At 67.1% G+C, this 21642-nt stretch carries 16 protein-coding genes and 6 pseudogenes; 6 read left to right on the top strand and 16 right to left on the bottom strand.

The genetic code is table 11. The annotated features are described in order from the left end of the window. Nucleotides 1-383 precede the first annotated feature (383 nt). The 8 genes and pseudogenes from AS594_RS44240 to AS594_RS44245 all read right to left on the bottom strand — a co-directional run bounded on the left by AS594_RS44240 (nucleotide 384) and on the right by AS594_RS44245 (nucleotide 9159). Nucleotides 384-1820: a hypothetical protein gene (locus AS594_RS44240; RefSeq protein ID WP_141747260.1), complete on the bottom strand. Its 1437-nt coding sequence runs from the start codon at nucleotides 1818-1820 to the stop codon at nucleotides 384-386. Then, nucleotides 1804-2856, bottom strand: a complete 1053-nt coding sequence (locus tag AS594_RS39525) for a caspase family protein (RefSeq protein WP_069936248.1) — start codon at nucleotides 2854-2856, stop codon at nucleotides 1804-1806. The genes AS594_RS44240 and AS594_RS39525 overlap by 17 nt, the downstream gene beginning before the upstream one ends. Further along, nucleotides 2856-4397 (bottom strand): hypothetical protein, encoded by a 1542-nt coding sequence (locus tag AS594_RS39530; protein WP_141747261.1) that lies wholly within the window; start codon nucleotides 4395-4397, stop codon nucleotides 2856-2858. The genes AS594_RS39525 and AS594_RS39530 overlap by 1 nt, the downstream gene beginning before the upstream one ends. A gap of 133 nt (nucleotides 4398-4530) precedes the next feature. Next, nucleotides 4531-4740 (bottom strand): helix-turn-helix domain-containing protein, encoded by a 210-nt coding sequence (locus AS594_RS45255; protein WP_069936250.1) that lies wholly within the window; start codon nucleotides 4738-4740, stop codon nucleotides 4531-4533. Nucleotides 4741-4773: 33 nt separating this feature from the next. Then, a pseudogene (locus AS594_RS45640) lies at nucleotides 4774-4911 on the bottom strand (IS5/IS1182 family transposase); the annotation flags it as partial. Between the two features lie 132 nt (nucleotides 4912-5043). Continuing rightward, nucleotides 5044-6480, bottom strand: a complete 1437-nt coding sequence (locus AS594_RS39540) for an IS1380 family transposase (protein ID WP_079144626.1) — start codon at nucleotides 6478-6480, stop codon at nucleotides 5044-5046. Between the two features lie 67 nt (nucleotides 6481-6547). After that, nucleotides 6548-7356 (bottom strand): annotated as a pseudogene (locus AS594_RS42415) (IS5 family transposase); the annotation flags it as partial. Nucleotides 7357-8172: 816 nt separating this feature from the next. Next, a complete protein-coding gene (locus AS594_RS44245; protein ID WP_141747262.1) occupies nucleotides 8173-9159 on the bottom strand; it encodes a hypothetical protein in 987 nt (328 codons plus the stop codon). Nucleotides 9160-9385: 226 nt separating this feature from the next. On the opposite strand from AS594_RS44245, the gene AS594_RS39560 reads away from it, so the two are divergent. From AS594_RS39560 to AS594_RS39570, 3 genes are all read left to right on the top strand, one after another. Continuing rightward, nucleotides 9386-9769 (top strand): hypothetical protein, encoded by a 384-nt coding sequence (locus AS594_RS39560; RefSeq protein ID WP_069936253.1) that lies wholly within the window; start codon nucleotides 9386-9388, stop codon nucleotides 9767-9769. A 411-nt stretch (nucleotides 9770-10180) separates the two neighbouring features. Beyond that, complete coding sequence (locus AS594_RS39565) at nucleotides 10181-11080, top strand: phosphotransferase enzyme family protein (RefSeq protein ID WP_240509393.1); 900 nt, start codon at nucleotides 10181-10183, stop codon at nucleotides 11078-11080. A 163-nt stretch (nucleotides 11081-11243) separates the two neighbouring features. Further along, nucleotides 11244-12554, top strand: a complete 1311-nt coding sequence (locus tag AS594_RS39570; protein WP_240509394.1) for a hypothetical protein — start codon at nucleotides 11244-11246, stop codon at nucleotides 12552-12554. 44 nt (nucleotides 12555-12598) lie between these two features. Here the strand turns inward: AS594_RS39570 and AS594_RS39575 are convergent, their stop codons facing one another. Continuing rightward, the gene (locus tag AS594_RS39575; protein WP_069936254.1) at nucleotides 12599-12793 is read right to left on the bottom strand and encodes a hypothetical protein; all 195 of its coding nucleotides are present in this window, start codon (nucleotides 12791-12793) and stop codon (nucleotides 12599-12601) included. Between the two features lie 200 nt (nucleotides 12794-12993). Here AS594_RS39575 and AS594_RS47060 point away from each other — a divergent pair. Beyond that, a pseudogene (locus AS594_RS47060) lies at nucleotides 12994-13452 on the top strand (Tn3 family transposase); the annotation flags it as partial. Here the strand turns inward: AS594_RS47060 and AS594_RS48305 are convergent. Beyond that, nucleotides 13426-13548 carry a hypothetical protein gene (locus tag AS594_RS48305; RefSeq protein ID WP_420877931.1) on the bottom strand — a complete coding sequence of 41 codons (123 nt, stop codon included), beginning with the start codon at nucleotides 13546-13548 and terminating at the stop codon, nucleotides 13426-13428. The pseudogene AS594_RS47060 and the gene AS594_RS48305 sit on opposite strands and share 27 nt — an antisense overlap. Nucleotides 13549-13715: 167 nt before the next feature. Then, nucleotides 13716-14615: a hypothetical protein gene (locus AS594_RS39585; protein ID WP_141747263.1), complete on the bottom strand. Its 900-nt coding sequence runs from the start codon at nucleotides 14613-14615 to the stop codon at nucleotides 13716-13718. 185 nt (nucleotides 14616-14800) lie between these two features. On the opposite strand from AS594_RS39585, the pseudogene AS594_RS43665 reads away from it, so the two are divergent. Beyond that, nucleotides 14801-15041: pseudogene (locus tag AS594_RS43665) on the top strand (Tn3 family transposase); the annotation flags it as partial. A 108-nt stretch (nucleotides 15042-15149) separates the two neighbouring features. Here the strand turns inward: AS594_RS43665 and AS594_RS39595 are convergent. After that, nucleotides 15150-16412, bottom strand: coding sequence for an MFS transporter (locus AS594_RS39595; protein WP_079148945.1), 1263 nt, complete (start codon nucleotides 16410-16412; stop codon nucleotides 15150-15152). 137 nt (nucleotides 16413-16549) lie between these two features. Between AS594_RS39595 and AS594_RS39600 the strand changes: the two genes are divergently transcribed. Further along, nucleotides 16550-17143: a CGNR zinc finger domain-containing protein gene (locus AS594_RS39600; RefSeq protein ID WP_069936258.1), complete on the top strand. Its 594-nt coding sequence runs from the start codon at nucleotides 16550-16552 to the stop codon at nucleotides 17141-17143. Between the two features lie 103 nt (nucleotides 17144-17246). On the opposite strand, the pseudogene AS594_RS39605 reads toward AS594_RS39600, so the two are convergent. The 4 genes and pseudogenes from AS594_RS39605 to AS594_RS39620 form a co-directional block, all read right to left on the bottom strand. Then, nucleotides 17247-18038 (bottom strand): annotated as a pseudogene (locus AS594_RS39605) (IS256 family transposase); the annotation flags it as partial. Between the two features lie 95 nt (nucleotides 18039-18133). After that, nucleotides 18134-19486 (bottom strand): IS110 family RNA-guided transposase, encoded by a 1353-nt coding sequence (locus AS594_RS39610; RefSeq protein ID WP_069774610.1) that lies wholly within the window; start codon nucleotides 19484-19486, stop codon nucleotides 18134-18136. 239 nt (nucleotides 19487-19725) lie between these two features. Continuing rightward, entirely contained in the window at nucleotides 19726-20940 is a 1215-nt protein-coding gene (locus AS594_RS39615; RefSeq protein ID WP_069935745.1) for an IS110 family RNA-guided transposase, read from the bottom strand. Between the two features lie 282 nt (nucleotides 20941-21222). Next, nucleotides 21223-21633, bottom strand: a pseudogene (locus AS594_RS39620) (transposase); the annotation flags it as partial. Nucleotides 21634-21642: the final 9 nt, after the last annotated feature.

The following is a 21642-nucleotide window of genomic DNA, read 5'->3' on the forward strand; positions in this document are numbered from 1 at the left end:
GTCCCGTGCGATCACTTCGGCGCTCACGGGCTTCCGGCCGCGTCATGCTCGACAATTGACAGGATCCGCGGTGACACCCAGGGCGCCGTTGGCGGATGCACGGTGGCGGGTCTGAATGGGGGAGCGGATGGCAGGCGGGGGGCAGCAGGAACAGGGCGTAGGCGAGCGCGTGCTGGCTCAGGCAGCAGCTCTCTTCTCGGCTCGGGGCGACGTTGGCTCTGTCACGTTGCTGCGGCGCCTGGCTGGCGACTAGGAATTCGCGGCCGTGGTCGATCATCCGCTGATCGACCGTAGCGCGCCGAGCTGCTCAAGGAGTTGTGGTTGTTGCGCAGTGGATAATGCCGGGCGCGCCGCAGTCCCATTGGCGGGCCGTCGCGGCGCCCTCAAGCATTGGGTGCGCCGCGTTGGCCAAGGCCGCGCTTGTGAAGGGCGGCGATGACGAGGGTCTCAGGCAGACCGCATCTGCGGGCGAGTTCTCGGGTGCCGAGGTCTTCGACGAGCTGGCTGGCTTCGATATTTTGGAAGCCCGCTATGTCGGCTACTACACGTTCGACCTGAGTCACGGCCGCATGAGGCGCACGGATCTCCGGCCGACCTGGTCCAGCGGTCACGTGCACATGTGCGCCCTCGACCCACTCCTCCTTGGCGAGCACATCGACGGCGTATGGGGCGTCGGCGTACCGGGCGGTGAGCAGGTCGGATGTTGAGGCCCATTGGAGCCATGGCCCTGAGGGGCGGAGGAAGGAAGCCACCCGTTCCGACGGGCTGCCCGCCGGTAGCACGCGGCCGTCCTTGAGGTCGGCGGGGAGCAGACACTGACGATACGACGACGCGAGCATCGGCGGCCAAGGGACCGACGTCGGTCTGCGTTCTTCGAGGCCTAGTGTCGAGGAGGCTGCCAACACATCAGGATGTGGGGGCCACAGCAGGTGTTCGACGTTGGCGATCGCCCTCCTGAGGGTGTTGACCTTGGCGCGGTTGTCCAGCAGGAGGGTGTGCAGGCAGAGGATCCCGAGCATCGGGTTGTCGAGGCTGCCTAGGAGTAGCCCCGCTAGGTCTGGCGGGATGGACGGGGGGCCTTCGCGGAGTCCTGTCAGGGCTGCCTCGACCGCTAGCGTCGCCGCATCCTCTGGTGACCAGGGTTGTTTGAGCGGAACCATTTGTACGGAGAGGCCACGAGCGTCCGGTCCGCTGGACTCGTTCGGGATGAACACCAAGGTTTGCCAGCCCGACGAGAGCCATATGGTCTGGTCCGTGGACTCGACGGCATCGTCTGCCGTGTTCCGGACTGTTCGCAGCACGTAGGGTCCGGGCGGGAAGCGTCCACACCGCCCGACGGCGCCGCCGCTTGAGGCCGGGGCCCAGTCGGCATACCACTCCGCTACCGGCCGCAGGGTCCGGTCGAGCAGTGATACCCGGTCCATTGCCAAGGGGGCAGTCGGCAAGCCGTGGAGATTTCGCAGAACCAGAACGGCGCCCGCATCCGGGCCGACACCTTGGGCAACATCGTCACTCAGCCTGAAGGCGAGCGCTCCGTGAGTTTGGTCCGCTGTCGACGTGCCGTCGGCCGGCGCGGCTGCGGCGAAGTGGACAGTGAGGTCACGGCTCTCCTTGGTGCCGGGCGCCAGGGAGATCAGTTGCGTGGTCTCGGTGCCTCCGAGCCGGCCTTGGATGCGGTAGAGCCCTGGCGGCAGGACCAATTCCAGCAGTGTGCCGTGCTCGGCCGCGACGCGCCGCAGAGTGCTGTCGAACACGGTGAGCAGCGTGCCTGGGGTGCGGCTGATCAGTATCAGCTTGGCACTCTCAGAGCTGGACGTCACAGCTGCCTCCCGTGATCGCGAACAGACCTTTACCGGCGAACGGAGAGCCGTCAAAGGTGCCGGGAAGCACCACCCCGTACACGCCGGGTTGCAGGTTGATCGTCCAAGGGCCAGCTGCGGGGTCGTGGGCTGCTCGCTGCCCGTTGTGAAACGGAATCTCCACCGGTCTGGTCCAGCCGATCGGGAAGCGTATGGTCACCGTGCATGCCCACTCGGCCTTGCGATTGCCGAGGATTATGGGGCGAACGAGATCGGCAGGCATCTCAACCTGCTGCGGCACCGGCTTGTTCCGGGTCGCATCCGCGACTGCGGCCGCGACGTATTGCGCGAGCGTGCCGGCAGTGATCGCCTCGAAGTCAGGGTCATCGCGCGCGCCACCGCTAAGGCCATCGATGAGGGCCTTGGTGAAGTAGCCGCGCCGCTCGTCGGCAGGCAGGCTCATTTCCACCTCTTCATAGGCGGGTTTACCCAGGGCGGCCGCATATCCCACGAGCGTGAAGACCTGCAATTCCGGACGGGCACAGTTTGAGAACGGCACTGGGGAGGGCTCTACTTGAGAGACAGAGTTTCGGCAGCAGTCGGCGAATACGACGACCTCTTGGAACAGCCCGCACCGGCGGTACCAGTCAAGGTAGGACCGCAGCTCCAGGTTCGAGTACATCCCGGTCCGCGCATCGGCAAGCAGCAACGCCGTCTCTCCCCTGCCGGGCATGATCCCGTGACCAGCTACATAGAAGTACAGCCGGGAGTCGCGCCAGCGCTGGGGGTTGTCCTTAATGGATTTGGCCTGGATGTTGAGTCGCTCAAGTGCACGGTCAATCTCACGCTTGATCGGCCGCGCGTCATAGGCGTCAGGGAAGGGAATACCCGCAGCAGGAGTGGTAATCAGTTCCACATTGGACTCAGGGACTTGTCCGCCTTCCGGGTCGACCAGCCAGTCATGGAATGCTCGCGCGTCGATCACGGGGCCATGGAGGTTACTGATGCCCGGGTAGTGGCTGATTCCGATGACCACACCGAAGTGGTTGGCGGGCATCAGTTGCCCCGAATCACGGTCGCGATACTTTCGAGCACTAGTGGGTCTTCGTCGAACGAGGTGTGGCTCCTAGCGCCGGTCCTTCTCCCCGGTGGCGACCCGTCGGGGCTGGGCGACAGCACCACGCGCTCGGGCGTCAGATAGCTCCGCCCAGCGGCCAGCGCCGCCATCCCCGCATAGGCATCGTCCCGGTAGCGCGCCATCCCGAGGAGGGGTACCCATGCGGAGCCACCGTCCAGACCCCGCTCCAGGACGCCGGAGATGAAGTAGAGCAGCGATCTGGGATAGAAGGGGCCAACAAGTCGGTCGGCGACCTCGGTGGCGTCGTCCATGGTGAACACGCGCAGGTCGGAGATGAGGCTCTCCCCCTTGTCGAGCACCATCGCGAAATGCTCGTACGTACACGCAGGTGCCAAGAAAACGACCTGGAAGCGCGCCTCGTCCGGCCAGGAGCGATAGCCCTCGGTCCGGCCTCGGGCCACTTCCGCGAGCAGATGGTTGATGTAGACGGCGCCGGTGCTGTGTCCGACGAGCGTAATCCTGGGGCGGGCTCCGGTAACCAGCGCACTACTCAGCCCATCCAGGAGGAGACGGCCGAAACGGTCTTCGGCGAAGTCGAAGGTGTCCAGCGTCTCCTTCTTCATGGCCGACCAGACCGCGCCGCCGGCATTAGCGAGATAGAACGCTCGCAGCAGCTCCTCCACGACCGTCGGGTATATCCCGTGGTCTGTTTGTGCTCGGCAGCGGCTGATCACGCGCACCAGGACCTGCCCACACTTCCTGGCAAGGCCCAGCGTGGCGAGGACTCCGCGTTCCCCGCCCGTCCTTGTGTCGAGTTCGTCAAGCACGGCAGGGTCCATCAAAGTGGCGCTCGATCCCTCACGGCGTACCACAATCCCACGCGCACCCTCGGCAACGGTTTCCGGGTGCCTTGCCGTCAGTATCTGCTCAAGGTCCGCGACCAGGGCCGGATCGCTTTCGACGGCAAATTCCAGCTCCTGTCGTTCGGCATCGGCAACTTCAGTGAGGTTGGGAGGCCGTTCGGTTTCGGCAAACGGCTCACCTCCCGCGGCACGGCGAGCAAGTTCGCTGTTTACCCTTACGCCGTCGGGAACTGAGAGCGATCCGGCCGCACGCATGCCAGGCTCCTGCCACAACTTGCCCACCGAGAACTGCAGAACCAACTTGAGCATGCGCTTGAACACGTCCTCGCGGAAAATCTCGTCGAGGTTATGGCGCAGTACTTCGAGCAGGCCACTCTGCCATACGACGAAGACTGGGGAGGCGCCAGCATCGAGGTAGTCCTGGGTCAGCCGATGCGCTGTCCTGAGGCCGGCGGCTTCGTCGACGAGCCCACCGTGCAGGTGGACGACAATGTCTCGTCCGGAGCGCGCTGCGTCGACGATGTCGTCCACTGTTGCGGACTTCAGTTTGTCAAGTTGCCCGTTGCGGCCGGTCGTGATGATGTATGCCTGGTCTGACATGGCGATCCTCTGGCCTGCTGCCCCCGCGCCAACGTCCATTCCCACTTCCATGCTCATGCGTGGTGATGCATGCCGCCACTTGAAGCCCGTTGCGCCGCCTATGCCCAGTCGAGCCCGAGCCCAGCCAGCGCCGCCAGCTGTTGCTCGTTCAACCGGTCGCGTCGGTTTTTCTGGTTCGACAACCAGACCCCTAGTCGAACGGACGTTCCGCAGTTTTCGAGGATCTCGGTGTGTGCCACCCGTTGTGCCACCGCTTTCCGGTGCGCAGGTTGGTATCGATGATCCGGGCGGCTTCCCGCGTGCTGTAGCCCTGCTCCACGAGCTGGAAGTGTGCGGCTCGCTCTCGGGCTAGCCTCTTCCCACCCCCGGCCCCCCGGTTCTCCCGGATCTCGAAGTCCATCGCACCCCCTCATCTGGGGTGTTGCGACGACCACTAGGCCGTGTCTGACAAATGATCACGGACGGGTTCGCGGAGCCAGAGGATCAGCGAGGCCAGGACGACTCCGGCGCGGTAGCGGTCGGCGAGCTTGTCGAACCTGGTCGCGATTGCGCGGAACTGCTTAACCTCGCTGTTTCGCTTGGGGTGACGAGGTGGCGCTGTGGGGTCGATCGAGGTGGTATCGGGCGGTGGGCATGGTGGGGACCCGGCGCGTTGGTCGGGTTCTCCAAGGTCTTTCGTGTCGTAGGTGGCCGGGGCGGCTGGTCAGTTGGCGGGGCGGGGTAGGGCGGCCAGACGGTGGAAGGCGGCGGCGAGTTGGTGTCGCCAGGGCCAGGTTGCTGCGATCCGCAGGTGGAGGCGACGGCCGCCGCGGGTGAGACGGGCAGCGACGTGCAGGATCCGGTAGCGGAGTTTCTTGGGTTCGGCGATAGCCAGCTCGCCATCCAGCAGCAGGACGCGGGTCCAGGCCAGAAGGTCGATGGCCGCGAGGCTGAGCTCGAGCCAGGCGGCGTTGACGGAGAACAGGCGGGATGGGAAGCGTCCGAAGCCGGTGGTCTTGCCGCACCGGATGTGGTCCTCGACGGTGGCGTGTCCGCGGTGGCGGATCTCCAGGAACTGGGCCGAGCCGCCGCCGGAGTACGGGGTGTCGGTGAGGAAGACCTGGTGCCGCAGGCCCTCGTCACTGTCGAACAGGGACAGCTGGGCGCCGGGGTGCGGGCGTTCGCGGCGCACGATGATGCGGGTGCCGGCCGGGTAGCCGTTCAGGTCGACCATGCCGGTCAGCTCTGCGACCTCGGCGGACTCACGCAGGGTCCCGTCGGCGTCCAGGGCGGGGTGCCAGACCTGTTCGGGCAGGGCGCGGATCGCGCGGCGGACCGGTGCGGTGACGGCGTATCCGACCGAGAAACGCAGGTGAAGGCCGTTGTCACGCAAGGCGCGTAGATGCGTGAGGAACGCCTTTGCGCTGCCCGCGCTGTCGGTGCGGACCAGGATGTCGGTGCCGTGCCGGTGGGCGTCGGGGATCTGCGCGAGGGCCTGGTCGAGCACGGTGATGTGATCGGCGGCGGTGTTGGCTCCGGCGTTGCCAGGCCGGAGCAGCCCGGACATCGCCTCGCCGGTGTTGGCCAGGAAACACAGCAACGGGTGGAACCCGAAGCCGCCTTTGTAGGTGGGTGCGGCCTGGTCTTTCTCGGAGTGGCAGGTGACCAGCGTGGCGTCGAGGTCCAGGACCAGGCCGGGCAGTTCGCGTCCGCCGGCCTTCACTGCGGGTATCGCGGTGCGGGTCTCGGCGGCCTGTAGCCAGGCCACCTCCCGGGCTGCGGCGCGGGCCGACCGCAGGCGGTCCAGTATGCGTTCGTCGACGGCGGCCAGCAGCCGCCAAGCCGTCGGGGTGGAGGCTACCGGTCCGAACACCTCGCGCTGGTCCCGCAGAACGGCCAGATCCGCGATCGCCTCGCCGCCGTCGGCGAGCATCACTGCGAGATCGGTGGCGATCCGGCCTGGGTCATGGCCGGTGCCGCGCGGCCGAAGCGGCCGGAGCACGGTGGAATAGGCCGCCGTCAGCCTGGTCGCTTCGGCGAGGTCCGCCAGCAAACGTGCTCCGGCGTGCCCGACCACCCCCGACCCGTCGGTGGACACCACAAGCCGGGGCCGTGAACCGATATCCTTCACGCAGAAAGTGCCTTCCTCTGGCGACGACAGAACCCCTAGACAAGGTCCATCGTCCCAGCTCAGGAAGGCACTTTTGCGCTTCTACCCAACCCCTCAGCCGCACCCCAACCGAAACGGCGAGGTTAAGGCGTGCGAAGCATCGTTCGACGACGTTGCGGTCGCGGTAGATCTCCTTGTCGAAGGCGGGCGGCCGGCCGCCGAAGCGCCCTCGGCGCCGGCGGTTGGCCGCTTGGTCGCGGCGCTCGGGGATCGTGACGGCGATGCCCCGACGCCGCAGCAGGTGCCGGATCGCCCGGCTGGAGTAGGCCTTGTCGCCCAGGACTCGGGTCGGTGTCGTGCGCGGGCGGCCGGTGTCGGCTCGCGGAACGCGTATCCCGTCCAGGACCTGACCGAATACGGTGGCGTCGTTGACGTTGCCGGGCGTGAGCACGATGGACAGGGGCAGGCCCCGGCCGTCGACGGCGAGGTGGACCTTGGTGGTCAGCCCGCCTCGGGACCGGCCGAGGGCCTGGCGCGTCTGCGAGCGGCCCGGATCTTCCAGTTCGTCCCCGTCTGCGGCCCCTTTTTACGTGCGCCGGCGGCGTGCTGGTGGGCACGGTTGACCGTGGAATCGACCGCGACGGTCCACTCCACCCGGCCCACCGCGTCGTCACGGACCTGCGCATGTTCCAACAGCCTTGCCCACGTGCCATCCGCCTCCCAGCGGGCGAATCGCTCGTAGACGGTCTGCCACGGCCCATACCGCTCCGGCAGGTCACGCCACGGAGCCCCGGTCCGCAACCGCCACAGCACACCATTGACCACCTGCCGGTGATCACGCCACGGCCGACCACGCCCGTCCACCTGCGGCAACAAGGGCTCTATCCGCTCCCACGCCGCATCATTCAACTCACCTCTACCTGCCACAAGATCAATTATCAGACAGGCCTTAGTCGACACCGTCATCGCCTTCCACCAGGCGAAGGTGGCCGACCAGCCGACTGGCAACTCGAAGTCGCGCACTCCACCCCGGCCGGCTCCCCGGTCCCTGACGCCGTGGTGCTCCTGGGCGACGGCCGCAGTGCGTTCGTGGAAACCGGCCGCACCATGTCCTACGCCCGCCTTGTCGCCAAGCTGGAGCGCTACGACGCCTACCGTTGCGCACGCCCGAGCGGGCGCGGCAACGCCGCCCGCGCCCCGCGCAGCCACTGGCAGGAGACCTACGCCGGGCCGTCCCTGGAGCGGCTGTTCCCGCCGCTGCTGTTCGTCTTGCCCCCGCCCCGCGTTGCGCGCCCCGGCCACCCGGGATGCGGCCTTCCACGCGCGTGCCCGCCGCATCTCGAGCGTGAACTACCGGATCACCGTGGCGACCACGACTCTGCAACAGCTGACTCGGCAAGGGCCCGACAGGCTGGTGTGGCGGGTGGTCGGCGCAGGCGAGGACCGACGTTCCCTGGCCACGCTGCCGAAGGCACGGTGAGCACGGCGGGCCCGGCCTTGCACCCAGGCCTGGCCCGCCGTCCTGCCCGCGCTGTTGGCGGCGGCTGGAAGGCTGGACGGGCTGCTCCAGGACGTCACGGGCTGGACGCCGGATGATATCGACACCAGCGCCCAGCGCCGCCCTGATGACGGAGCTCGGGCAGTTCGGACCGGGTGGCCGGGCGCTGTACGCCCCGCTCTCCGGCGACCCGAGTTGTCCCCCTGCCCAAGGCACAGGGGTAAAGCGTTGGGCTCCGGTCAAACTCAGTCGCTGGCTCCGCCGGCCTGGCCGTCCCCGTCACCTTGTCCGAAGAGCGCGGTCTGCCGTTCGTACTCGGTGCCCGCCTCCTTGGGCTTGCCCCATGCCTCGGGATGAAGGTACTTGCCGCGCTCGCCTTCGAGCTTCTCTTCCTCCACGACAAAAGGATGAGCCCTCGCGTACGCGTCCTGCCGCACGCCACTCACCTGCCAGGAGACCTTCACCTCGGGGTTATCGGTGGCGATGGTAAAGCGGTTCTCCCGTACTTCTTCGGACACCACCACTTGGGCGAAGCCTCCGACTACCGTGAGCTGATAACGGAAGTCTGTGTTCAGTGCCTCGAAGTAATCGGGCAACTCGACGACTGCCACCCCCTCGCCGTTCGTCACGACCGTGCCGCTGTACACATTGAGCTGTTCCGGGGCCTCCACGCAGGAGTGCCTCAGGTAACGATTCTCTGGGTCCAGGGGATGGTCAATAAGGAACGAGCTAGTGCCTGCCTTAACTAGCTCGCCCCACACCACACATCTGCCGTCGAACCATGCTGCGTTGCCGTTCTCGTGCGAATGGCAACTGCCATAGACGCCGATCGGGCCCCCGAAAAGACCACCGGAGTGCCCGCCGTAGGAGTACCCGGCGACGCCAACGCCGCCATTGCCGTACCCCACCCCCTTGACACCTGAGAGGCGATCAGTGTGGGTGATCCCGATAACACCGCTCTCGTACCCCTCGCCGTAGACGCCCACGTCCCCCAGGGCGAGCACGCCGACGCCCTTCTTGTTGCCGAGATTGTGAGGTGGGCCGTGGTACTCGCGTCCGGTGGCATGGACGCCCACGTGCTTAGCTTCCACGGCGACAGCGACCCCGCCGCCGCTCCCGCTGGACCAAACGTTAGTGACGGCCAGCGCCTCATCAGGCCGGCTCGCCTTCAGGACAGTCCCCTCTGAGTCGGAGTTATTCATGGCGCCGTACTGCATTGCTCCTGTACCCATGCATCACCCTTTGTCTCGTTCTTGTGTTTAGGTCATGCAACACCCCCGCCGCCCTGCCTAGCTGATCTCACGTATTCCGCAGAGCGGCGTGTCGCACTGATTCCAGATCCAGTCGCGCGAACCACAGACCCCCCTAGACGCCCTGGAGGTGCACGCTCTCCTGGCGCCAGACCCCAGGCGGCGCGCCGGCGGTGAGGACCGCTCACGTGAGGCTTCAGAACGGGAGGTGACTGACGAAAAGTACGTGGGTGGCCTGGGGGTAAAGCTGCGTGCCATGAAGGTCGGAGCTTTGGAGGTCCGGCACGAAGCGCTGCGGCTCAAGCTGCTCAGCGCGTTGAAGTACGTCCATGACCTTCACGTCCTTGAGTACGCGTCCTATGGCCGTTCGCGCCGTTGGGTACTAAGCGGAGTCGTCGAGGACATGACTCAGGCCGTATTCGCGTGGCGTCGTGGAGAGAGGGCACTACCCGAACCGAACGGGGCGTATCAAGCGGCCAAGAACTCCTTCGACACGAAGATGGAGGAATGGGAGATCGTCCGCGAGGATGAGGAGGCGGACCCGGCAAAGCCGCGGCTGGTAGTACGCGAGAGGAGCGGTGAGGGCACCTGACTCCACCTCGAAGTCGGGGCCGGCGTCCTCGTGCCGCGCACGTTCCTCGCTGTCGAACTGCTGTTGCATCAGGCGAAGCTGACGGCGTGCGACGGGCTTGCGACCCGGAGGATCCGCAGGCCTCGTCGTGCTTCATGGGGTCCGTGGGCGGAGCGGGTGCGGGCCGACGGGTGTTGGTGCTCGGCGGCGCGCATGTCGACGCCGCGGCGGCCCACACCCGCGCGTGACCTGCTCGACGCCGCCCGGGGCGAATTGGGAAGACATCGACCTGTGGATCGATCACCTTCCCTTCGGCATCACGACGCACGGCGCTGGCCACGTGCTGCATCGAGTTTCGTACCGTACCGACGCTCTTCGCTGCCCCGGCTGGTGCCTTGACAGTTCATCAGTCGCCTCGGGAGGCTGAGCGGGATGGACTTCCATGAAACCCGTGAAGGGTTAACCGAGAACACTGCGCGGCGGGCCATGCTTGTCGCGTGCGACTCTGCCGGACTACCCCGATTTCCCGATGCGGAGCTCCTGCGGCTTGGGGAGAACGCGCTGTTCGCTCTCCCTGATGTCGGCACCGTAGTCAGGGTCGCCCGCTCGACGGAGATGGCCGACAAGGTCGCCAAGGAACTGTCTGTGGCCCGGTGGCTCGCTGGGCACGGGTTCCCTGGCGTGCACCCGACGGATGCCCCGCAACCGATCGAGGCGGACGGTCGACTGGTGACTTTTTGGGGCTATGTGCCGGACAGCTCTCCACCTGCCTCGGTCACCGTCCTGGCAGCCCTCCTTCGCGACCTGCATGCTCTGCCGGACCCGGACTTCCCGCTGCCCGTCCTCGATCCGTATCCCATCATGCGCCGTCGTCTTGAGGTCGTCTCCGGAATAAGGCGCGAGGATATTCACTTCCTCGCCGAAGCCTGCGACAACGCGGAAGACGACTTCCGCGCCCTTGTCGGCTCCTCCCCCTCGCACCTGGTGCATGGTGACGCTCACCGTGGCAACGTTCTGTGCGACGGCGACCGCGCCCTGCTCATCGACTACGAAGCGGCGGCAATCGGTCCGCGAGCCTGGGACCTGGTCCCCACGGCCATGGCCGTGGACCGGTTCGGCCTGCCACCCACCGACTACGCGGCCTTCGTACGCACCTACGGCACCGATGTCACCGAGTGGCACGGCTACCGGGTGCTCCGCACAACGCGGGAACTGGGTATGACGACCTGGCTCATGCAGAACGCCCAGTCCGGGCCGGCGGCGGACGAATTCGCGCTGCGCATGGAGTCTCTGCGAAAGGGTGACCTTGAACGGCGCTGGCATGCCCTCTAATGGCACTGACGGCGGCCTCTTCGCCCCTTACGCCTCCCGCCCTCATCTGCGCATCACGACGGTCTACTCGACGTCCTGGGTCTGCGACCCCGCCCAGTTACCTCCTGGCGGACACGCTCCGACGGACGCCCTCGCGTTCGGCCGTCTGGCACCGTTCTACGCAATGGCCGGAGAGCAGTTACCTAGGGTGCTGCGGAAGGAATCCCTCGACTGCGCGTCTCTCATCTGCCAACGCTGGCAAACAGGCTCACCCGCAGCAGCCACGCTCTGGCACTTCCTTCACCCCTCGGGCCAGGTCCTGGTCGCTCTGACCCTGGACGTCCCCCTGAGCCTCGTCGAATCAGTCCCGCTGATGGAAGATCTCTACTACGCGAGCATCGAATGCGCGGGCGTGCCACTGGAACAGATCGCAGGCGAGCGTGTCGGCTGCCACGCGGAGCGAGCGGAAGAGCAAACGTCCGGCTTTCTTCCTGAGCGGCACCAGCTGGTCTTTCGGAGCGTGTCGTCCCCCGAAGACGCCCCCAATGACGACACCATCCAGCGCGTCATCTACCGTTCCGACCTCCCGTACCGGCCGGAACACAGCTCCATCACCTACCCGGCCGAACTCAACAGACGCCCCACCACCGTCGGGGCCCTTGGACCGTATGCCAGCCTCATCTGCGGCCACCAGGACTACATAGAGAACAGCGTCCTGCTCTCCGCCGTGCAGACCGTGGGATCGGCGGCGCGCCTGCGGGAGATCCGAGAAGTCGCCTACGCCTACGGGCACCGCTTCCGAGCCCGGTCCGACGGCGAACGCGACATGCACCGCCGCCGCACCATGCTGGAAACCATCTCCGAAGGCCTGAGCCACCTCGAACTAGAACTCAGTTACAGCGTCGAAGCCGGCGGCGACATCGGAACACTCATCCCCGCACTACGCGTAGAGAGCTTCCACAGCGCCCTCTACTCCGCGATGGGGCTCACCGAGCGCTCCGCACTCATCGGACAAATGCTGAGCCGACTGAGCAACGCCATCAGTGCCGAGCTGACCTCGGTCGAGAGCGCCGAGCAACGAGCCGGTGACCGCCGTCGAATCCGGACAGTCGTCGCAGTCACCTTCGTCACCACAGTCACCGGCACGCTAAGCCTGCTCTTCGGTTTCTTCGGCATCAACGCTCGACAGGTAGACGAAGACCGATCGATGTTCGACGACCGCTACACCCCTATCTATGCGCTCATCACCCTCATCCTGGCCTGCGCACTGGCGATCTTCAGCGGCATGCGGCTGCACGAGCGCTGGACCGAGCGGCGGGAACGCAACCGCATCCGCACGTGGGAGACCATCCACGGCCTTCTGGCCCGTGAATTCGGCGCGGTCATGCTCGACCCAGCTCGCATGGCGCCTGCTCCGTCAAGCCGGACAATCCCCGGCACGAGAACCCGCCCCCCGGACGAGGAACCACAACCATCCGGCACTCCACCCCGGTAGCTGTTCGTTTCGTGCGCGGTCTGTTCCGGCCGGCGGGCGGCGCATCAGCGGTGGTCCCCGGTGAGCGCGGCGACGATCGCGGTCAGGACGGCGGGGACCGGGCGCTCCAGGGCGGCGAGCACAGTTGCCGCAGCGATGGCGGAGACGACGACGGCCGCCTCGGCAGCGCCGAGATGCCCGGACGCGGCCGGGGCGGCCGGCTGGGTGCCGACGGGCTCGGTGGGCGTGACAGTGGGCATGACTGCGCCTTCGGGCGGGTGTTGGGTGCGTGATGGACGGCCTGGCACCTGGCGGGTGTTCGCCCGGCGCGGTGAGCCGATGGTGACAGCATCCGGGGCGTGCGGCGCGAGCCGATCACCGTAGACCGTAGGGTCGACGTCAGTTCTCCCTCGTTGCCCTGGACACCCTGCTCAACTTCGATGGCGGGGTGAAGCCGGAGATGGTGGCCACCGACAACGCCTCGTACAGCGACATGGCCTTCGGCTTGTACAAGATGCTCGGCTTCCGCTTCGCCCCGCGACCGGGACCTCTCGGACCAGCGGTTCTGGCGAGCCGACCTGCCCGACAGCGACAGCAGGGAGTCGGCCGGCGGGTACGGGCCGCTGGATGCCGTGGCCTGGAACAAGGTCAACCTCAGGCGGATCACCACGCACTGGCCGGACATGCTCCGGGTCGCCGGGTCGCTCATCACCAACCAGGTCCGCGCCTACGGCCTGCTGCGGATGTTCGGCCGCGAGGGCCACCCCACCCCACTGGGGGCGGCGTTCGCCGAGTACGGGCGATCGACAAGACCATGCACCTGCTCGCCATGGTCGACCCGATGGACGACACCTATCGCCGCCTGATGGACCGGCAGCTCACCGTCCAGGAGTCACGCCACCGCCTCGCCCGCGCGATCTGCCACGGCGGCAGGGGCCAGATCCGCCAGGCGTACCGCGAGGGCCAGGAGGACCTGTTGACCGAACACCGCCGCCGAGCAAAAGCTCGCCGCCATGCGCGACCTCGCCACCCGGCACACCACCGTCCACCTCGGCATGCCAGACTTCCGCACCGCCGCCGGCCGACTCACCCTCGAACCGGCCCAGGAGGACTGACAGCTGTCCGTGAACCGGTCGGCCGGTGGGAGGCGCGCAACATGCTGTGCGTCTCCCACCGGCCTGTTCAGGCGATGACGAAGGGGATGAACGCCACCTCGGCGCGGGGAGCCCTGCCCGGGTCTCCACTGCCCCGGACAACGAACCCCCACTGCCGGTCTTCGTCGGCTCTGCTGGAGTCGAAGGACTCGCAGTGTGGGTGGGCCCGGATCGCAGCGATGGTGTCGGCGATCCGGGCGTCCGGGTCCTTCTCCCGGTAGAAGATCAACAGAGACGTCCGGCGGCCGCCGTTGTCCGTGTACCCGAGCAACTGCTCCAGAGCTTTGGTGACCGACTTCGGCCCGTCGTAGAACTTGCACTCGGAAATCGAGACGTTGCGGTCTCCGATTCGGATCAGGATGTCGGTCTTGCCCTTGCCGTTAAGAGTCTCGCCGGTGGACTGCCCTTCAAAGTAGGCGTTGAGGGCGACGAGCAGCACGTCCCGCAGCCGTTCCTCAGACATGCCGGTGGTCAGGAGACTCGACCGCTCCATCGCGTTTCGGGCACCCCGCAGAAGCCGGAGGGAGTCCCCGTACGCCCGGGCGTCGTGCCGCGCCACCTCGGGCCTCCACTCGCCAACCGGGAGGATCTGAAGGGTCGGGCTGACCTGGTAGCCGTCCCGGGCCAGGGCGGCTGTGATCTTCGCCAGTGTCTCGTCCCAGCCGTAGGAGCCGGTGCACTCTTCCAGCATGCCCTCGAACGCACCCAGGGCCCGCTGCACCTGCTCCTCGTCGGTCCAGTCGACGCCCTCGACGAAGGAGGTGAAGATCTGCTTGCGGATCCCGCCCGAACGAACCTGCGAGACCTCCACTGGGGAGAATCCCGCTCCCTCCCAGCACGCTCGCAGGGGACTCGCATCGATGCCGGAGCTTAGCGCCCAGAAGATCTGGCGCGTCCGGGCGCTGACTATCTCGACAGCTGTGTCCATCGAGTCAGGCTAAAAGTCGAGCCGTGCCCGTGACGGCGTTTCAGGTGCATCACTACCCGTCGTTGCAGCTTCGGGAGGGCCGACACACCCGACGACACCCAGTTCTCCAACTTCTCCATCGCTACTTTCCGTGAGGAGAAGTGTGATTGCGCTGCTTCAAGGTCATGCTGGGCTAGTTCGGATAAGACCAGCTCGCCGCCCTCGGCCTGGTTCTCAACGCGGTGGTGCTGTGGAACACCCGCTACCTGGACGCCGCCGTGGCCCAGCTCCGCGCCGAGGGCCATGACATCAAGGACGAGGACGTCGCCCGCCTCTCCCCGCTCAAGGACCGGCACATCAACTTCCTGGGACGCTACCCGTGCAACATCCAGGGGCCTCGGCCAGGGCCTGCGCCTGCTACGCGCCCCGGACGCAGGCGGGCTGGACGAGAACGATGACCTCTTGGAGTGTCGGGGCACTCGTGGGGAGCGGTTGGTGGCGATGGCGGTTCCGCGTTGCTGCACGCGGACGGTCCCGGTCCCGTGGCTTCCGGTGTCAGTGGGAACCGGTTTGGAGCGGGAGCGGAGGTGGGAGGCGTGTTTCAGCATCGCGGAGGCCTTGGGTGGTGACCCGGGAGGCGAGTGGGATCGCGGCGAGGGTGAGTCCGATGGCTGCGGCGATGAAGGTGGCACGGATCCCCAGGCCGCGTCCAAGCAGGCCGCCGCCGAGGGCTCCGAGGGGGACGACACCCAGGACGATCAGGCGGTAGGCGGCGGTAACGCGGCCGAGGAGTTCGTCGGGGACTGCTGCTTGGCGCAGGGTGCTGACGACGATCTGGTTCAGTGAGGTGGCAAGAGCGGCGCCGAACATGGCGGCCAGGGCCAGGGGTGTGTTGTGGCCCAGTCCGAGGATGGCGTAGCTGGCGGCCGGGGTGAGGGCGGCGAGCCAGGTGGTGGGGCCGCTGCCGATGCGGGGCACGACGTGTTGGGCAAGCAGTGAGCCGGCGATCGCGCCCGCTGCGGGAACGGCGATGAACAGGCCGTAGCTCGACATGGGCAGTTGGTACGGGCCGGTGATCAGCAGGACGAGGACTCCGCCGGTGGCCGCGCTGAAGAAGTTGATTGCTGCCGAGATGAACGCGACTCGGCGCAGTAGGTCGTGGCGCCAGAAGTGGGCCCATCCGGAGCGGATGTCCTGGGTGATGGTGGTCGGGTTTGAGCGGCGGTGCTCGTGTTCCTTGCCGGTGGGGCGCAGTGCGGGCAGTAGCAGGGCCGCCAGGCTGGCGAGGGCGAACGCGGCGGCGCCGGTGTAGAAGGCCGCCGACGCCGCCAGCGCGAACAACGCCGCGCCGGCAGGCGGACCGATGAATGTGTTGATGACGGACTGCGTGGCGAACAGCCTGCCGTTGGCGCGCTCGAGCTTCTCGCGGGGCAGGAGGCGGGGCGGGATGGCCAGGGCGGCGTTGTCGACCATCGTTTCGGCACAGCCGGCAATGAATACCGCGGCGTAGAGAAGTGCGACGTGGTGCCATCCGTTGGTCAAGGCGAGGGCGAGCAGCGCGAACCCCGCCGCGCGCAGCCAGTTGCCGAGGATGAGTATCCGGCGTCTGTCCATGCGGTCGGCCATCGCACCGGTGGGGAGGGTTGCGAGCAGCCAGGGCAGGAACTGCGCCACCGTCATGCCCGCTACTACGAGCGGGTCACGGGTCAGCGTGGCGACGAGCAGCGGTGCGGCTGCCTGCAACACCCCGTCGGCGAGGTTCGAGGACGCTTGGGACGTCCACAGTGCGGTGAACGGTCTGAGGACGGCGACGGGCACGATCGTTCTCCTCGTGATGATCTCATGGGTGATTGGATGATTAGGCATGATGTCAAGAGGATCACCTCACATGCAATAATGCTTTTGCCTGTGAGGGCTGACTTACCGGCATGGGCGCTTGCCAGGGAGAGGAGCTGATGGTGAGGTTCGGCCACATCGCGGGTGACCGCATGCTCGACCTGGTGAACACCGTTGCCTGGCGGCTCGGCGGGCCCGAACGCGTTGAGTCCCTGAAGACCTTCTCCGACGTCGTCGAGTGGTGCGTTGAATCCGACCTGATCAACACAGATGAGGCCGAGGCCTTGCACGACCTCGCCGGCCGGGACGGCGCCGGGGCCGAGCGGGAACGGGAACAGGTCATCGAAGCGCGAGAGAGGGCCTACGGAGCCCTCCTCGACGACGACGCCGAAGCCGCCGCAGACCTCGCGAGCATGTACCGGGCGGCGATCGCCGCAGCCGACCTGGTCCACGCAGGCGACCGCTGGCGATGGCAAGACCGGGACACCAACCTCTGCCTGCCCCGCAATCGCATCGTCCGCGGGCTCATGGCTCTCACTCAGCGCGACGACCTCGACCGCCTCCACCAATGCGAAGACGCCAAGTGCGGCTGGGTCTACCTCGACACATCACCGCGACGAAACCGTCGCTGGTGCAACACGAAGGACTGCGGCGACCGCAACCGCGCCCGCGCTTACTACGCTCGGCAGAAGGCGAAGAGCCACCAGCCCTGATTCATCCACCGAGGGGTGGCTTTGTCCACGAGAGCGGGCTCTGGTCCACTTCTTGTGGTCGCCTGGGTGTGTCAACTTAACGGCTGATCTTGGTTGTTGAAGGTCAGTTGTTGCTCGGGGTGAGGCGGCCTTCGAAGGCGATCTGGAAGGCGTTCAGGGGCGCCTTCCAGCGCATGGTCCACCGCTTGCGGCCCTTGCCGGTCGGGTCCAGGCTCATCAGCGCCATGTAGATGCACTTCAAAGCGGCGGCCTCGTTGGGGAAGTGCCCGCGGGCGCGGACGGCCCTGCGGATGCGGGCGTTGACGCTCTCGATCGCGTTCGTGCTGCAGATGACCTTGCGTATCTCGACGTCGAAGGAGAGGAAGGGCACGAACTCGGCCCAGGCGTCCGACCACAGCTTCACGATCGCCGGATACTTCCCTCCCCAGGACTCCTGGAACTCCAGGAACCGCTCCGTCGCCGCGTCCTCGCTGGGTGCGGTGTAGACGGGCTTGAGTGCCTTGGCGACCTTGTCCCAGTCCTGGCGGGCGGCGTAACGGAACGAATTGCGCAGCAGGTGAACCACGCACGTCTGGACAATCGTGCGAGGCCAGACGGTTTCCACGGCCTCGGGAAGGCCCTTGAGCCCGTCGCAGACGAGCATGAGCACGTCGTCCAGGCCGCGGTTCTTCAGCTCGGTGAACACGTGCAGCCAGTACTTGGCGCCCTCGCCGCCGTCGCCGGCCCAGATGCCGAGGATGTCGCGGGTGCCGTCCACGGTCACCGCCATCACCACGTAGATCGGACGGTTCGCGACCTTTCCGTCCCTGATCTTCACGTTGATGGCGTCCACGAACAGGACGGGGTAGACGCGGTCGAGGGGCCGGTTCTGCCATTCGGCCATGCCGTCCATGACCTTGATGCTGAACGGAAAATCCCCGTTTCTCCGGGCAGGCGGGAGCGCCGTACGGCGGAGCCGGACGGTTTCTCTGTGGGTGGGGGTGACTGAGGTCAGGCCACGATAGTGGGTGCGAGGGTGACGTGGTGGCCGAGGGCCTGGAGCTGGCGGACGAGGTCGCGGGTCTTGCGGGCGGGATTGAGATGGCGCTGGTGCCAGTCGGTGCCGAGTTCCTGGTATCGGGCGTCGGGGTCGTTGATCAGGTGCCAGGTGATGACGAGGATGGAGCGGGCGACGGCGACGAGGGCTTTGGCGTGGCCGCGGCGTTTGACGATTCTGCGGTAGCGAGCGCCGAGGAAGGTGTCGGTGCGGGCAGCGGCGTTGGCGGCTTCGCCGAGGGCGCCCTTGAGCCATGGGTTGCCCTTGCCCGCCGGGCCGGCGGTGTTCTTCGCTCCGGACTGAATCGTGCGGGGGCACAGCTTCGCCCACGAGACGAGGTGTTCGGGGGTGGGGAAGCGGCTCATGTCCAGGCCGATCTCGGCGAGGACGATCTGGGCGGTGGCGGGACCGATGCCGGGGACCGCATCGAGACGCTCGGCCAGTTCCTGCGCGGTCACACCGTCGCGGACAGACGGCCCGCCGGTGTCGTCCCCGTCCGACGGCCCGCCGGTGTCGTATGGAGCCGTGGTCTGTTTCATGAGGTCGGCGATCAGCCGGTCGAGTTCCTGGACCTGCGTGGTGAGGTGGTCGACGGTGCCCAGCAGCACGCCCAGCAGGCGGCCGTGATGTTCTTCGAACTGCCCGGTGAGTGCCTCGGCCAGGGCCGGCTTCTTCTTCACCAGGCTCCCTCTGGCGAGATCCGCCAAAGCTCGGGGGTTGCGTTCACCGGCGGCCAGGGCATCGAGCATGGCCCTGCCGGACAGACCGAAGAGGTCGGAGACAACGTCGGACAGCTTGATCTGCGCGTCCTGCAGGGCCTTGTCCACCCGGTGCTTGTGCCGGGTGCGTTCCTGGATGAACACTGTGCGGGTGCGGGTGAGGTCTCGTAGCTGCCGGACTGGCTTGGGCGGTACGAACGAAGCGCGGACCATGCCGCGTTCGGCGAGCTTGGCCAGCCAGACCGCGTCGAGCTTGTCGGTCTTCGGCCGGCCGGGGACGTTCTTCACATCACGTGCGTTGACCAGCCAGCATTCCAGGCCGCGGGCCTCCAGGAGGTAGAAGAAGGGCCGCCAGTAGCTGCCCGTCGCCTCCATCACCACCCGCTGGACCCCCTGGCAGACCAGCCGGTCGCCGAGTTCGAGGATCGCGTTCGTGGTGGACGCGACCGTCCAGACCTGCTGGACGCGCCGGCCTTCGATGGTGTCGTGCGGGATGCGCAGGCACACCATCCCGGTTGCCTTGGCGATGTCGATCGCCGCGACCCGGGCAACACTTCCGTCGTCGTGGTCGTCTTTGGACTCCTCCATCGTCTTCCTCCCCTTGGGCATTGGTGCGGGCGGGGGCTGCCCGGGGAGCCTGAGGGGAGACGGAGAAGCTGAACGGCGTGCTCGAGACGACAGTGTGCGGCCCCTCGGACGGCTCCCTCACCAGACTCCTATGCGGGCTCACAGCCCAGACATCGATCGGCGTCGGCGGACAGCCCCCGTACCGATTTTCACGCCCGCGAGGCGTCATCCGCAGGTGAACGGCTGACTCCTATCGTCGGTCAAGCAGCAGTGAGCCACTGGCGGTAGGCATCGGCGAAGGCGTCGTCGCGGCGGAGGCCGCGTTCGATGTTGGAGATGACGGCGGGCCACACGCCGAAGTGGTTGGCGGCGGCGGTGAGAGTGATGTTCTTCGTCTGCCGGGCCGGACGGAGGTCCGCGATCTCGGGGACTTGGACCTGGGTGGTCAAGAGCCGGAAAACCTCGCGGGCTATCGCGCGTTTGAGCAGCCGGATGATCTCCTTCTTCGTGCGTCCGGCGCCGGTCTGTCGGGCGACGAACTCGCGGGTGCGCCGGCATCGGGCCATCCTCACGAGCGCGATGCGGTAGAGAGCGGCGTTGGCCGCCCGGTCGCCGCCCCGGGAGAGCCGGTGCCGGTTCGTCTTCCCGCTCGACGCGGGGACGGGCGCCGCGCCGCACAGGGCAGCGAAGGAAGCCTCCGTGCGAAGGCGGGCCGGGTTCGCGCCAGCGGTGATCAGCAGCTGGGTGGCGGTGTCCGGGCCCACCCCGTAGGCGGCGCGCAGGCCGGGGTTGAGGATGGTGACCTGTTGGTCGAGCTCCCCGGTCAGGGTCGTGTGTTCCTCGGTCAGGTTCTGGACACGCTTGGCCAGCGTGCGCAGGGCTGTCAGGAGCGGGGCGTGCGCGGGGTCGCTGGCCGGCCGGAGCCGGGCGAGGGTGGTGACGCGCTTGTCACCGGACAGGGCGGTGTACTTGGCGCGGATAGCGTCGGGGGCGGTGATCAGGAGGTGCGTGATCTGGTTGAGCGTCGCGGTGCGAGCCTTGATCGCCGAGCGGGCGGCGGTCTGCAGGGCGCGTATCCCGACGATGGCCCCGTCCTTGGGAGCGCTGGTCGCGCGTCCGGAGACGACGGCGCGGGCCGCGGCGTAGGCGTCGATCGGGTCGGACTTGCCGATCCTGCGGCGTTCGGCCTTGTCGGGCCGGTTGACCTCGACGACGGCCAGGCCGGCCTGCCGGGCGGCGTGTGTGAAGCCGGAGCCGTAGGAGGACGTGCCCTCCACGCCGACGGCAGCGACGGTGCCGTGGGCCTGCAGGAAGGCGATCGCGGCGGCGTATCCGGCAGCATTGGTGGGGAATTGGGCGTCGGTGAGGTGCCCGCCCCGGTCGGTCACCACGGCGACGTGGATGGTGTCGGCGTGCGAGTCCACCCCGCCGACCACGACTTGGTCCCTCGTGTCCGCCGCCTCTGTGCCTGTCATGCTGGAGATGCCTTCCTTGCCGAAGGTAGCTCCGGCCGGAAAGTGCAGACAGGACAGTCAGGGGCCTCTTGCCAGGCTCCTATGAGGTCATGCTCCGCCCGGCCGGAGCCCTGGGAACCGGGCCCCGGCGGTCGGACAGATCAAAGCAAGGACAGCCCAGCAGGACGTCAGTCAGTGATTGGGTCACCACCACCGGGGACCCGTGTACCACTATGACTGCCCAGCAGGACGTCAGTCAGTGATTGGGTCACCACCACCGGGGACCCGTGTACCACTATGACTGTCGGTGATGGTGGAGATGGTCTGTTTGGACACCTCCGCTCCGTAGACCTCGGCGAGATGAGCGGAGATCTCCCCGTGAGTGAGACCCTTCGCGGACAAGGAGAGCACCATCTCGTCGACGCCGGTCAGACGCCGCTGCCGCTTCTTGACGATCCGCGGCTCGAAGCTGCCGGCGGTATCGCACGGCACCCTCACCTCCACCGGGCCGACATCGGTCAGCACGGTCTTCGCCCGGGTCCCGTTGCGGCTGTTGCCGTTGTTCTTCCCGGCCGGATCGTGCTTCTCGTAGCCGACGTGGTCAGTGATCTCGCCCTCCAGGGCGGACTCCAGCACCCGCTTGGTCAGCTGCTGCAACAGCCCGCCCTCCCCGGTCAGTTGCAAACCCTCGTTGCGGGCACGGTCAACCAGCATCGCAACGAG

Source organism: Streptomyces agglomeratus (assembly GCF_001746415.1).
GTDB classification, from domain to species: domain Bacteria; phylum Actinomycetota; class Actinomycetes; order Streptomycetales; family Streptomycetaceae; genus Streptomyces; species Streptomyces agglomeratus.

Bases quoted from the DNA above. Each gene is read 5' to 3' on its own strand.
- AS594_RS44245 (WP_141747262.1), bottom strand. From the start codon at position 9,159: ATGGGTACAGGAGCAATGCAGTACGGCGCCATGAATAACTCCGACTCA.
- AS594_RS39570 (WP_240509394.1), top strand. From the start codon at position 11,244: ATGGCCGGAGAGCAGTTACCTAGGGTGCTGCGGAAGGAATCCCTCGAC.
- AS594_RS48305 (WP_420877931.1), bottom strand. From the start codon at position 13,548: ATGGCGGCGAGCTTTTGCTCGGCGGCGGTGTTCGGTCAACAGGTCCTC.
- AS594_RS39530 (WP_141747261.1), bottom strand. From the start codon at position 4,397: ATGAGCATGGAAGTGGGAATGGACGTTGGCGCGGGGGCAGCAGGCCAG.
- AS594_RS39610 (WP_069774610.1), bottom strand. From the start codon at position 19,486: ATGGAGGAGTCCAAAGACGACCACGACGACGGAAGTGTTGCCCGGGTC.
- AS594_RS39585 (WP_141747263.1), bottom strand. From the start codon at position 14,615: ATGGACACAGCTGTCGAGATAGTCAGCGCCCGGACGCGCCAGATCTTC.
- AS594_RS39615 (WP_069935745.1), bottom strand. From the start codon at position 20,940: ATGACAGGCACAGAGGCGGCGGACACGAGGGACCAAGTCGTGGTCGGC.
- AS594_RS45255 (WP_069936250.1), bottom strand. From the start codon at position 4,740: ATGGACTTCGAGATCCGGGAGAACCGGGGGGCCGGGGGTGGGAAGAGG.
- AS594_RS39575 (WP_069936254.1), bottom strand. From the start codon at position 12,793: ATGCCCACTGTCACGCCCACCGAGCCCGTCGGCACCCAGCCGGCCGCC.
- AS594_RS39565 (WP_240509393.1), top strand. From the start codon at position 10,181: ATGGACTTCCATGAAACCCGTGAAGGGTTAACCGAGAACACTGCGCGG.
- AS594_RS39600 (WP_069936258.1), top strand. From the start codon at position 16,550: ATGGTGAGGTTCGGCCACATCGCGGGTGACCGCATGCTCGACCTGGTG.
- AS594_RS39525 (WP_069936248.1), bottom strand. From the start codon at position 2,856: ATGCCCGCCAACCACTTCGGTGTGGTCATCGGAATCAGCCACTACCCG.